At 66.9% G+C, this 10,780-nt stretch carries 12 protein-coding genes; 7 read left to right on the top strand and 5 right to left on the bottom strand.

The window, feature by feature from the left end:
• The first annotated feature begins 200 nt into the window (after nucleotides 1–200).
• The gene (locus DIE17_RS31700; protein WP_185500303.1) at nucleotides 201–1,418 is read left to right on the top strand and encodes a patatin-like phospholipase family protein; all 1,218 of its coding nucleotides are present in this window, start codon (nucleotides 201–203) and stop codon (nucleotides 1,416–1,418) included.
• A gap of 60 nt (nucleotides 1,419–1,478) precedes the next feature.
• Complete coding sequence (locus DIE17_RS31695) at nucleotides 1,479–1,943, top strand: hypothetical protein (protein ID WP_124485961.1); 465 nt, start codon at nucleotides 1,479–1,481, stop codon at nucleotides 1,941–1,943.
• 26 nt (nucleotides 1,944–1,969) lie between these two features.
• On the opposite strand, the gene DIE17_RS31690 is transcribed toward DIE17_RS31695, so the two are convergent.
• On the bottom strand, nucleotides 1,970–2,854 hold the full coding sequence (locus tag DIE17_RS31690) for a LysR family transcriptional regulator (RefSeq protein WP_124666392.1): 885 nt from the start codon (nucleotides 2,852–2,854) through the stop codon (nucleotides 1,970–1,972).
• A gap of 118 nt (nucleotides 2,855–2,972) precedes the next feature.
• On the opposite strand from DIE17_RS31690, the gene argC reads away from it, so the two are divergent.
• Nucleotides 2,973–3,920 (top strand): N-acetyl-gamma-glutamyl-phosphate reductase, encoded by a 948-nt coding sequence (argC, locus tag DIE17_RS31685; RefSeq protein WP_124666270.1) that lies wholly within the window; start codon nucleotides 2,973–2,975, stop codon nucleotides 3,918–3,920.
• Between the two features lie 259 nt (nucleotides 3,921–4,179).
• Here the strand turns inward: argC and DIE17_RS31680 are convergent, their stop codons facing one another.
• The gene (locus tag DIE17_RS31680) at nucleotides 4,180–5,103 is read right to left on the bottom strand and encodes a LysR substrate-binding domain-containing protein (protein WP_124520192.1); all 924 of its coding nucleotides are present in this window, start codon (nucleotides 5,101–5,103) and stop codon (nucleotides 4,180–4,182) included.
• Between the two features lie 117 nt (nucleotides 5,104–5,220).
• Here DIE17_RS31680 and DIE17_RS31675 point away from each other — a divergent pair, with 117 nt between their 5' ends.
• Both DIE17_RS31675 and DIE17_RS31670 read left to right on the top strand, forming a co-directional pair.
• Nucleotides 5,221–6,306: a tartrate dehydrogenase gene (locus DIE17_RS31675; RefSeq protein WP_044848750.1), complete on the top strand. Its 1,086-nt coding sequence runs from the start codon at nucleotides 5,221–5,223 to the stop codon at nucleotides 6,304–6,306.
• A gap of 51 nt (nucleotides 6,307–6,357) precedes the next feature.
• A complete protein-coding gene (locus DIE17_RS31670; protein ID WP_124485964.1) occupies nucleotides 6,358–6,687 on the top strand; it encodes a hypothetical protein in 330 nt (109 codons plus the stop codon).
• A 158-nt stretch (nucleotides 6,688–6,845) separates the two neighbouring features.
• On the opposite strand, the gene DIE17_RS31665 is transcribed toward DIE17_RS31670, so the two are convergent.
• Together DIE17_RS31665 and DIE17_RS31660 are read right to left on the bottom strand one after the other, a co-directional pair.
• Nucleotides 6,846–7,325, bottom strand: a complete 480-nt coding sequence (locus tag DIE17_RS31665; RefSeq protein ID WP_124485965.1) for a DUF1348 family protein — start codon at nucleotides 7,323–7,325, stop codon at nucleotides 6,846–6,848.
• 54 nt (nucleotides 7,326–7,379) lie between these two features.
• On the bottom strand, nucleotides 7,380–7,994 hold the full coding sequence (locus tag DIE17_RS31660) for a TetR/AcrR family transcriptional regulator (protein ID WP_124921602.1): 615 nt from the start codon (nucleotides 7,992–7,994) through the stop codon (nucleotides 7,380–7,382).
• A gap of 191 nt (nucleotides 7,995–8,185) precedes the next feature.
• Here DIE17_RS31660 and DIE17_RS31655 point away from each other — a divergent pair, with 191 nt between their 5' ends.
• Together DIE17_RS31655 and DIE17_RS31650 are read left to right on the top strand one after the other, a co-directional pair.
• On the top strand, nucleotides 8,186–8,824 hold the full coding sequence (locus tag DIE17_RS31655) for a GNAT family N-acetyltransferase (protein ID WP_124520184.1): 639 nt from the start codon (nucleotides 8,186–8,188) through the stop codon (nucleotides 8,822–8,824).
• Nucleotides 8,821–9,222 carry a hypothetical protein gene (locus tag DIE17_RS31650; protein ID WP_124520182.1) on the top strand — a complete coding sequence of 134 codons (402 nt, stop codon included), beginning with the start codon at nucleotides 8,821–8,823 and terminating at the stop codon, nucleotides 9,220–9,222. The genes DIE17_RS31655 and DIE17_RS31650 overlap by 4 nt, the downstream gene beginning before the upstream one ends.
• Nucleotides 9,223–9,746: 524 nt before the next feature.
• Here the strand turns inward: DIE17_RS31650 and tdh are convergent.
• Nucleotides 9,747–10,775 (bottom strand): L-threonine 3-dehydrogenase, encoded by a 1,029-nt coding sequence (tdh, locus tag DIE17_RS31645; protein WP_044848754.1) that lies wholly within the window; start codon nucleotides 10,773–10,775, stop codon nucleotides 9,747–9,749.
• Nucleotides 10,776–10,780: the final 5 nt, after the last annotated feature.

Raw genomic sequence — 10,780 nt, 5'->3', positions numbered from 1 at the left:
TGTTCCTGTCGGCGTTCCCGAGCGCCGCGCTCACGGGCCAGTCGTTCGTCGTCAGCCACGGCTGGTTCATGCAGTAAGGTCCTCGCCTCCCTGACGGGAGGCGATTCCCGTACTACCGCCCATTCTTGCGATGGCGTGCCGTCAGTCGACGCCACGCCATCCGTCACCGCCGTCCACGGCGGGATTTCTCGGAGCAACTGATGAAACCGCACGCGCGTACAGAAAAGCAGGCCGTCGATGCGGCGGACCTGCAACACGAAGCCGGCGCGCCGGCCGCTGCGCGGTCGCTGCCGTACGAAACCATCGCGCTCGTCCTGCAGGGCGGCGGCGCGCTCGGCGCGTATCAGGCCGGCGTGTTCGAAGGGCTGCACGAAGCGGGCGTTCCGCTCGACTGGATCGCAGGCATCTCGATCGGCGCGCTCAACACCGCGCTGATCGCCGGCAATGCGCCCGAACATCGCGTCGAGCGGCTGCGCCAATTCTGGGAAACGATCTGCCAGCCGGCGTTCTTTCCCGCGATTCCGGCCGCGTTCGAATTCGCGCTGTTCAACAGCATCGACCAGGTCCGCACGTTCTTCACCGCATCGCAGGCCGCAAGCGCGATGATGCAGGGCCAGCAGGGCTTCTTCTCGCCGCGCTTCCCGCCGCCGCTGCCGGGCGTGTCCGATCATCCGGAAAAGATCAGCTGGTACGACACGTCGGCACTGCGCGCGACGCTGCTCAAGCTGTGCGATTTCGACCGGATCAACTCGGGCGAGACGCGCGTGTCGGTCGGCGCGGTCAACGTCGGCACCGGCAACTTCGTGTACTTCGACAACTCGCGCATCCGCCTCGAACCCGAGCACTTCATGGCGTCCGGCGCACTGCCGCCCGCGTTCCCGCCGGTCGAGATCGACGGCGAGTATTACTGGGACGGCGGCGTCGTATCGAACACGCCCCTGATGGAAGTGCTGCGCGCGCGTCCGCGGCGCGACACGCTCGCGTTCCAGGTCGATCTGTGGAGCGCGCGCGGGCCGCTGCCGCGCACGATGGCCGACGTCGCGGAACGCACGAAGGACGTGCAGTATTCGAGCCGCACGCGTTTCGTCACCGATACGCTGCAGCGCGAACAGCGCTACCGCAACGTGCTGCGCCACGTGCTCGAGCAGGTGCCGGAAGAGCAGCGCAAGAACGACCCGTGGTGCATCGAGGCTGAAGCGATGTCGAGCGGGAAGAAGTACAACATCCAGCACCTGATCTATCAGCAGAAGGCGTACGAGCACCACTACAAGGACTATCAGTTCGGTCTGTCGACGATGCGCGACCACTGGTGCGCGGGTCTCGACGACATCCGCAAGACGCTCGCGGTCAAGGACGGCCTCGCGCTGCCCACCAACGACGCGGGCTTCGTCACGCACGACATTCACCGCCGCCGGTGATGCCGTGTGCGACGGACCGGCGTGCAGGCTGCGCCGGTCCGTCCTCTGTTCCGATTCGACATGCCGATCTTCATTGCGCTGTTCGCGCTCATCGCCCTGGGATGGGGCGCCGTCCACCTGTTTCACGTCATCGCCGCGCAGTTCGGCCAGCTGGTCGCGATCGCGGCCGCCGTGCTCGCCGCCGCGATCCTGATCGCGCTGATCGCATGGTGGATCAAGCGCCGCCGCGACATCGCACCGAACACGAAGGAACAAGGCTGGACCCACATCGTGCATCGCGCGTGGGGCGAGGTGCGCGTGTCCGCGACGCAGGGGCTGCTGTGGCTGTCGCACGACGGCGCGGACGGCCGCTATACGTTGTCGCAGCTCGACGGCTGCGAGGCGGCGCCGATCGGCGGCCGCTGGCATCTCGTCGTGCGCGTGCGCGACGCGGTGCGCGGCGAATGGAAACTGCCGATGATGGACAAGCGCGATGCGCAGCGCTGGGCGCGCGTGCTGATGCTCGCGAAGGACAACCGGCTGTAGGACGGCGGCGCGGTTCCCTGAGCGCCCTAGCGCGCGCCGAGCGCCCACAACGCGTCGAGCACGTGCTGGGTCGACCGCTCGACCGGGCCGGCCCGATGCGCGATGCCCAGTTCGCGCCACAACGCCGGACGCAGCGGCCGCATGACGATGCGTGGGTCGGGCAACGGGGCGCCCGCCTCGTGCGGCAGCAGCGTCGCGCCGTAACCCGCGGCGACCAGGCTCTTGATCGCATCGTTGTAGTTGAGTTCGATGCGCGGCTCGGGCCGGTGGCCGCCGAGCGCGAACCATTCCGTCGTGAGCCGCGACAGGCGGGTGGTCGCATCGTTGAGAATCAGCGGGCGCGCGGCCAGATAGGCCGGCGTCACGCGTGCCGGCAGCCGCCAGTCCGCGGGCAGAAAGGCCAGCACCGGATCGCGCCGCCACGCGCGGATCGACAGCCCCGCGACCGCCGCCTGCGGCAGGGCGACCAGCCCGACGTCGAGCGAGCCCTGCGCAATCCGCGCCAGTGTGTCGTGCGACGTGAGCACCGCGATCTGGACATCGATGTCCGGATGCTGCTCGCGCAGCCGGGCCACCGCCTGCGGCAGCAGATGGGCGATCGCCCCGGTCGACGCGCCGAGGCGCACGCGCCCGGTCAAACCCTGCACCTGCCGCTCGACATCGTCGAGGGTCGACTCGACCTCGGCCAGCAGACGGCGCGCCCGCTCCACCAGCACCGCACCGATCGTCGACGGCTGCACGTTGCCGCGCGTGCGCGACAGCAATGGCGCACCGATGCGGCTTTCGAGTTCGGCGACATGAAGGCTGACCGTCGGCGGCGCAAGATGCAGCAGTTGCGCGGCGGCCACGAAGGATCCCTGGTCGGCGATTGCGACCAGCGTACGCAGCCGGTCCAGACTGATCTCGCGCATGCCCACCTCTCGTTCAGGAAAACTGAATCCGATCATCAGGAAATTCAACTTTTCCTATTCTAGGCGTTCGATGGACGATACGGCTTTCCCGATGCCCGAAACGAGGAACGCGACCATCATGAGCCTCCCTACTGTCTATATCGACGGCGACCAAGGTACGACCGGACTGCAGATCCACGAGCGCCTGCGGGATCGCACCGACCTGCGGCTCGTCACGCTGCCGGATGCCGAGCGCAAGGACCCCGCGCGGCGCGGCGAAGCGATCAACGCATGCGATATCGCGATTCTGTGCCTGCCCGACGCCGCCGCGCGCGAAGCGGTCGGCTTCATCCGGAATCCGGCGGTACGCGTGATCGATGCGAGCTCGGCCCATCGCACCGAACCGGAATGGGTCTACGGTTTCCCCGAGATGGCCGACGGGCACGCCCAGGCCATCGCACGTGCACGGCGCATCACCAATCCGGGCTGCTATCCGACAGGCGCGGTCGCGCTGCTGCGGCCGCTGCAACAGGCCGGCCTGCTGCCGCGCGACTACCCGGTGAGCATCCATGCGGTGTCGGGTTACTCGGGCGGCGGCCGCGCCGCCGTCGACGCATTCGAATCGAACGACGCCGCGCGCGCGAAACCGCTGCAGGTCTACGGCCTCGCGCTCGCGCACAAGCATGCGCCCGAGATCCAGCTGCATGCCGGGCTCGCGCATCGTCCGCTGTTCGTGCCGGCTTACGGCGCCTATCGGCAGGGCATCGTGCTGACGGTGCCGATCGAGCTGCGCCTTCTTCCGGCCGGCGTGACTGGTGAGTTGCTGCACACGTGTCTCGCGCACCATTACGCCGGCGCGCGCCATGTCGAGGTCACGCCGCTCGCGGATACGCGCACGATCACGCATCTCGATCCGCAGGCGCTGAACGGTACGAACGACCTGCGGCTGAGCGTGTTCGTCAATGACGATCACGGTCAGGTGCTGCTGTCCGCCGTGTTCGACAATCTCGGCAAGGGGGCATCCGGCGCGGCCGTGCAGAATCTCGACCTGATGCTCGGCACGGAGAGCGCTGCGAAAGCGGCTTGACGCCGGAGCCGCGGGTTTGAGCCGCGGTTTGGGTGCGGGTGCGGGTGCGGGTGCGGGTGCGGGTGCGGGTGCGGGTGCGGGTGCGGGTGCGGGTGCGGGTGCGGGTGCGGGCATCATCGTCGGTCGGGCTCGTGCCTCGCGGCCATCGACGTATCGCCGCCTGTTGCGTCGTGTCGGCCCATGACGCGATGGCACGCCCAAAACGGGCATGTGCCGACGTCGCAGACATGCCCCCGTAAAAGCTCACCTTTCGCCGATTTCAGCCCGCATCGTCGCTCGCCGCGGCATTCAACCCGGCGAGCGCCTCCGCCAGAAAATCGACGCACACGCGCACCTTCGCCGAAGCCGCGACGCGTTCCGGATAGACCGCCCAGATGTTCGCCGGCTGAATCACGTCCGGCAGCACGCGCCGCAGCGCGCCGCGTTCGATCAGCGGCCCCGCCTCCCAGATCGAGCGCAGCACGATCCCGCGCCCGGCCAGCGCCCATTGCACGGCCACCTCGCCGTGGTTCGTCGACAGCGCGCCGCCGACCTTCACCGTTGCCGTTTCTCCGCGCAGGTTCAGCCGCCACACGCCGAACGGATGGTCGCGCTCCTTGATCGCGAGGCAGTCGTGCGACGCGAGATCCGCGAGCGTGCGCGGCGTGCCGCGTCGTGCGAGATAGTCGGGCGACGCACACAGCACGCGGTAGTTCGCGGCAAGGCGGCGCGCGATCAGGTGATCGGCGATCTCGTCGCCGATGCGCACGTCGAGGTCGTAGCCTTCGCCCGCGACGTCGACGAGCCGGTCGAACAGATCGAGCCGCACGTTCAGCTGCGGATAGCGCGCGGAGAAGTCGAGCAACGCCGGCGCGACGACGTGGCGGCCGAAGCCGAAGCTGCTCGAAATGCGCAGCGTGCCGCGCGGCACCGAGCGCGTGGTCGAGACATCCTCGACGAGATGATCGACGTCGTCGAGAATCTTCTCGGCACGCGCGAACACGCGTTCGCCGGCCTCGGTGACCGTCACGCGGCGCGTCGACCGATGCAGCAGCCGCGTGCCGAGCTGCGCCTCGAGCAGCGCGATGCGCTTGCTCACGTACGCGGGCGACACCGCGAGCTGCTCGGCGGCCGCGCTGAAGCTCGTCAGGCGGACGACCAGGCTGAAGACGCGCAGGTCGTCGAGATTCGGCGATTTGTTCACGATTCGTGGAAAGTCGATTAACCTTTCGCACGATTTTAATCTGAATGGAAATAAATAAAATGGCGTCACGTTCCGCTGCGCACGCTGCCGGCGGCCCGAACAGCCAAGGAGGCTTGCATGAGCGACAAGACGTACAGGATTGCCGTCATCCCCGGTGACGGCATCGGCCGTGAAGTGATGCCCGAGGGCCTGCGCGCGCTCGACGCCGTGACGGCGCGCTTCGGCATCCGTTTCCAGTTCGAACAGATCGACTGGGCGAGCTGCGACTACTACGCCCAGCACGGCAAGATGATGCCGGACGACTGGAAGGCACAGCTGTCGGACATGGACGCGATCCTGTTCGGTGCGGTCGGCTGGCCCGCGACGGTGCCCGACCACATTTCGCTGTGGGGTTCGCTGCTGAAATTCCGCCGCGAGTTCGACCAGTACATCAACCTGCGGCCCGCGCGCCTGTTCGACGGCGTGCCGTCGCCGCTCGCCGGCCGCAACGCGGGCGACATCGACTTCATGATCGTGCGCGAGAACACCGAAGGCGAATATTCGTCGGTCGGCGGCACGATGTTCGAAGGCACCGAGCGCGAAGTGGTCATGCAGCAGTCGATCTTCACGCGTCACGGCACCGAGCGCGTGCTGAAGTTCGCGTTCGAGCTCGCGCAGCGCCGCGCGAAGCGCCTGACCGTCGCGACGAAGAGCAACGGCATCGCGATCAGCATGCCGTGGTGGGACGCGCGCGCGGCCGAGATGGGCGAGCGCTATCCCGAGATCGCCGTCGACAAGCAGCACATCGACATCCTGTGCGCGCGCTTCGTGCTGCAGCCCGACCGCTTCGACGTCGTGGTCGCGTCGAACCTGTTCGGCGACATCCTGTCCGACCTCGGGCCAGCCTGCACGGGCACGATCGGCATCGCGCCGTCGGCGAACCTGAACCCGGATCGCACGTTTCCGTCGCTGTTCGAACCGGTGCACGGCTCCGCGCCGGACATCGCGGGCCAGTACGTCGCGAACCCGATCGCGATGATCTGGTCGGCGGCGATGATGCTCGACTTCCTCGGCAACGGCGCGGGCCGCGAACGCGAAGCGCACGATGCGATCGTCGCGGCGATCGAGGACGTGCTGCGCACCGGGCCGCGCACGCGCGATCTCGGCGGCCAGGCAGGAACGCAGGAAGTGGGTGAAGCGATCGCGGCGCGGATCGCAGGCTGACGGAACGATGCGCAGGGCGCGCGCAGGTGGTCGATGGATGCATGTTCAGGGGTGAGCAACACGACCGGCTGCCGCGCACCCTGGTTGATTCCGATGTGCGGGCCTGGACGCGCGCGTGTCGGTATCGATGTGATTTCGAACGGTGAGCAACGCGATGCGGTGACACGCACGGTCACGTGTCGATCCATCGCCGTAACCGGCATCACGTCGAAGTCGAGCGGTGAGTTGCATCGCGCATCGCTACACACCGATCGAATCCCGCCAGTGTCGATGTCGCATTCGTTTCGCGCGCGGGCAACGCAAAGAAAGCGCGAGCACTGCAATGCGCACGGCGCTTCCGTCAGCGCAATCGCGCCGTTTCCTGCGAAGAATGATCGGTGAGACGCGGGACGTGAAGAATCACACCGTCCCGCACGGAATCGCTCCTTCTCCCGAAAACTCTCACCTCAATACACGGCTCCCGAATTTCCTCACCGTTGAGCACAGGCGGCACGCTCGATGCGTGATCGAACGCGTTCACGCGTCGTCATCGTGCTGCGTCACAGCCCGAGATCGGACAGGCCGGGATGATCGTCCGGACGGCGGCCGAGCGGCCAGTGGTACAGGCGGTCCGCTTCGCGAATCGGCAGATCGTTGATGCTCGCGTGGCGATGCGCCATCAAGCCGTTTTCGTCGAACTCCCAGTTTTCATTCCCGTATGAGCGGAACCAGTTGCCGGCGTCGTCATGCCATTCGTAGGCGAATCGCACCGCGATGCGATTGCCGTCGAACGCCCACAGCTCCTTGATCAGCCGGTAGTCGAGCTCGCGCGTCCATTTCCGCTGCAGCAGGCCGACGATCTCGTCGCGGCCCGTCACGAACTCCGCGCGATTGCGCCACCGGCTCTGCGGCGTATAGGCGAGCGACACGCGCAGCGGGTCGCGCGTGTTCCACGCATCCTCCGCGGCGCGCACTTTCTGGCGCGCCGTGTCGAGCGTGAAGGGCGGAACGGGCGGACGAACTTCCGGGGAAGCGGACATGGGATGCTCCTGTTCAAGGTTGGGCTGCGCACGAACGCAGCCGGTTGGGACGCGTTACTGCGACGCTCGAGACACCGTATCGAGCAAGCATTCGGCGGCTGCGCGCGCATCGCGCGCCGCGACGGCATCGCCGCTGACGAGCGCCACGGCGATCGCGCCGTCGATCAGCACCAGCCATTGACGTGCGAGGCGGGCCAGCCCGCGGCGCTCGATCCCGGCTGCGTCGGCATACGCGTCGAACCGCTCGCGCACGAACGCGAGCAAGCGCGCCTTGTGCATGCGCGCGACGACGCGCACCGGATCGTCGGCGTCGGCAATTTCACCGGACGCGTTCAGGAATGCGCAGCCGTGAAAATCGCGTTCCACGAACCAGTCGCGCAGCACATCGAACATGCCGAGCAACTGCGCACGCGGCGACTTGCCGCGCGCCAGCGTCGCGTCGACGAACCAGCGCATCCAGCGTTCGTCACGGCGCTCGAGCGCGGCCACGACCAGCGCCTCCTTCGATTCGAAATGCGAATAAAAGCTCTTTCGCGCGGCACCGGATCGCTTCACGATCGCATCGACACCCGTGGCGTGGATGCCGCCCGAGTAGATCAGCGCCTCGGCCGCGTCGAGCAGCCGGTCGCGAACGGCCGGTTCGCCGGAGAGGTCATCATGTGTGTTCATGGGTTTACGGTAGAACGATCGTTCTCCCTCGTCAACAGCCGCGTGAAAAGGCCCTGCCGTCGGAAGGGCCGATCGCCGCATGGTCCCGATGGCGAGCGGCGCATTGCAGCCGGCGTTTACGACATTTTTTCTTGAAGCTGGCGCGGGGGGCTCACTACACTTCGGTCACCCTGTCTGGCCGAAAGGACATCATGCAGCGACCGGAATCCGCACGCTCCGCGCGTGCCTATGCGGCTTATGCGAAGCGGCTCGACGGCCGCGTGGTGGTAAGGCGTTTCGATCCGCGCAGCGATTCGTATGAGTCGCTGACCGCGTTGCTGCATCGTGCGTACGCGCCACTCGGCGCCGCGGGCTTCAACTGTCCGGGTGTCGACCAGCCGGCGTCGGCGACGCGCGAACGCATGCTCACCAGCGAGTGTTTCGTCGCGCTCGGCAACGCGCATCTGGTCGCGACGATCACGATGCAACCGCACGATCCCGATTCGCGTTGCGATCCGTATCGCAGCCGACGCGTCGCGACGCTCGGCCAGCTGGCCGTCGATCCGGTCTGGCAGGACCGCGGCATCGGCCGTGCGCTGCTCGCGTTCGCGCAACGGCGGGCTGCCGCGCGTGGCGCGACGCACATCGCGCTCGATGCGCCGCATGCGGCTGTCCGGCTCGTCGACTTCTATCGTCGCGAAGGGTTTCGGTTGATCGACGTGATGCGGTTTGCAGGACACAGCTACGACAGCGCGATCCTGTGCAAGGCGGTTGGCGTAGCGGGCGCGCCGATGCCTGTATCCGACACGACATCGATCGACGTCGCGCAGCGCGCCGGAGCGGCGTCGTGAGACGCGAAAGCGACGACGATCGCGCGCGGCTCGCACTACGTCGCGCCCGCACGCGGGCAGCACTGCGCATGCGCGGGCTGGTGAAGCTGACGGTCATCACGATCGCGGTCACGCAGATGCTGACGCTCGCGTTCGACAGCCTGCTCGTGTTGCTGGGCGACACGCCGGAAGCCGCGACATTGCTGCTGTTCCGCTTCGTCACGTGCGCGCTGGTCAGCTTCTGGCTTCAGGCGGACGCATCGCGCGCGTATCGGAATGCAGCGCAAAACGGACTCGTGACGGTGTCCGGCGCGCATGGCGATCTGATCGAAATCGCACCGCAATGCCCGAAACGCTGGCTCGTCGTGTTGAGTCTGCAACTCGAGCCGCGATGGCCGAACGGTGAGCGGATCGAATAGCAGGCAGCGCACCGATCGATGCCGGCTGGCGGGCTGATGGGTGAGTTGCATGTCGGTGATCGGCTCACGCCTCGAGGCCGAGCCGTGACCGGGTTGCGTGGTGACGTGCTGGCGCTGACGCAGGGCAAAACCATGACACGCGATGATGCGGCAAGGGCCCACTATTCAGGCACGACAAGCGAAAACGGAAGGGCAGGAAGAAAAGCACGCGCCGAGCGACGCGACGGAGTGGGCAGCGGAGCGGCGCTGATGGGTGAGGTGCATGCGCGATTGCATGTCACCGATGAGTGCTGCGGAATCGAAGTGCGATCGCCCTCGTATCGCTGACGAGAAACGACGTGCAGCCCGTTGAATTCCACGCCTGCGCGACACGCGGCAGCATGATCGAGCCGCCGTTCGGTACGCAAACACAGCTCCCGAATATTCTCACCTTACGCGTTCGTCGAAGCGGCCCAGCCCCGACAAACGCTCATGCCCGCACGAGCGAGGCAGCCGGCAAACGTACCGAACCGCCCCGCCGGCGCTCAGACCGTCCAGTCGAGAATCACCTTGCCGCTTTCACCCGACAGCATCGCGGCGAAGCCTTTCTCGTAATCGTCCGCCGCAAAGCGATGCGTGATGATCGGCGACAGATCGAGACCGCTTTGCAGCATCGCGACCATCTTGTACCAGGTCTCGAACATCTCGCGACCGTAGATGCCCTTGATCTCGAGCCCCTTGAAGATCACCTGGTTCCAGTCGATCGCCGTCTGCGCGGGCGGAATGCCGAGCAGCGCGACCTTGCCGCCGTGATTCATCGCCTCGAGCAGGCTCGTGAACGCGCTCGGTACGCCCGACATCTCGAGACCGACGTCGAAGCCTTCCGTCATGCGCAGGTCGGCCATCACGTCGCGCAGCGACTCGCGCGCGACGTTGACCGCGCGCGTCGCGCCCATCTTGCGCGCGAGCTCGAGCCGGTAGTCGTTGATATCGGTGATCACGACGTTGCGCGCGCCGACGTGCTTCGCGATCGCGACGGCCATGATGCCGATCGGGCCCGCGCCGGTGATCAGCACGTCCTCGCCGACGAGATTGAACGACAGCGCCGTATGCGTCGCGTTGCCGAACGGATCGAAGATCGACGCGAGATCGTCGGAGATCTCGGGCGGAATCTTGAACGCGTTGAACGCGGGAATCGCCAGGTACTCGGCGAACGCGCCTTCACGGTTCACGCCGACGCCGACGGTGTTGCGGCACAGATGCCGGCGCCCCGCGCGACAGTTGCGACAGAAGCCGCACGTGATGTGGCCTTCGCCTGACACGCGATCGCCGATCGCGAAGCCGCGCACTTCCTGCCCCATCTCGACGATCTCGCCGACGTATTCGTGACCGACGTGCATCGGCACGGGAATCGTCTTCTGCGCCCAGTCGTCCCACTTCCAGATATGGATGTCGGTGCCGCAGATCGCCGTGCGGCGAATCTTGATCAGCACGTCGTTGTGTCCGACTTCGGGGCGCTTCACGCGCGTGAGCGTGAGGCCCGGGCCGCGTTCGAGCTTTGCCAGTGCTTTCATGGTCG

The organism is Burkholderia sp. Bp9099, assembly GCF_003857805.1.
Lineage (GTDB): Bacteria > Pseudomonadota > Gammaproteobacteria > Burkholderiales > Burkholderiaceae > Burkholderia.
Note: the sequence above shows the minus strand (reverse complement) of the source record. Positions and strands in the feature narration are given on the sequence as shown.

Coding starts and splice junctions, on each gene's coding strand:
- DIE17_RS31695 (WP_124485961.1), top strand. CDS start 1,479: ATGCCGATCTTCATTGCGCTGTTCGCGCTCATCGCCCTGGGATGGGGC.
- DIE17_RS31655 (WP_124520184.1), top strand. CDS start 8,186: ATGCAGCGACCGGAATCCGCACGCTCCGCGCGTGCCTATGCGGCTTAT.
- DIE17_RS31660 (WP_124921602.1), bottom strand. CDS start 7,994: ATGAACACACATGATGACCTCTCCGGCGAACCGGCCGTTCGCGACCGG.
- tdh (WP_044848754.1), bottom strand. CDS start 10,775: ATGAAAGCACTGGCAAAGCTCGAACGCGGCCCGGGCCTCACGCTCACG.
- argC (WP_124666270.1), top strand. CDS start 2,973: ATGAGCCTCCCTACTGTCTATATCGACGGCGACCAAGGTACGACCGGA.
- DIE17_RS31690 (WP_124666392.1), bottom strand. CDS start 2,854: ATGCGCGAGATCAGTCTGGACCGGCTGCGTACGCTGGTCGCAATCGCC.
- DIE17_RS31665 (WP_124485965.1), bottom strand. CDS start 7,325: ATGTCCGCTTCCCCGGAAGTTCGTCCGCCCGTTCCGCCCTTCACGCTC.
- DIE17_RS31675 (WP_044848750.1), top strand. CDS start 5,221: ATGAGCGACAAGACGTACAGGATTGCCGTCATCCCCGGTGACGGCATC.
- DIE17_RS31700 (WP_185500303.1), top strand. CDS start 201: ATGAAACCGCACGCGCGTACAGAAAAGCAGGCCGTCGATGCGGCGGAC.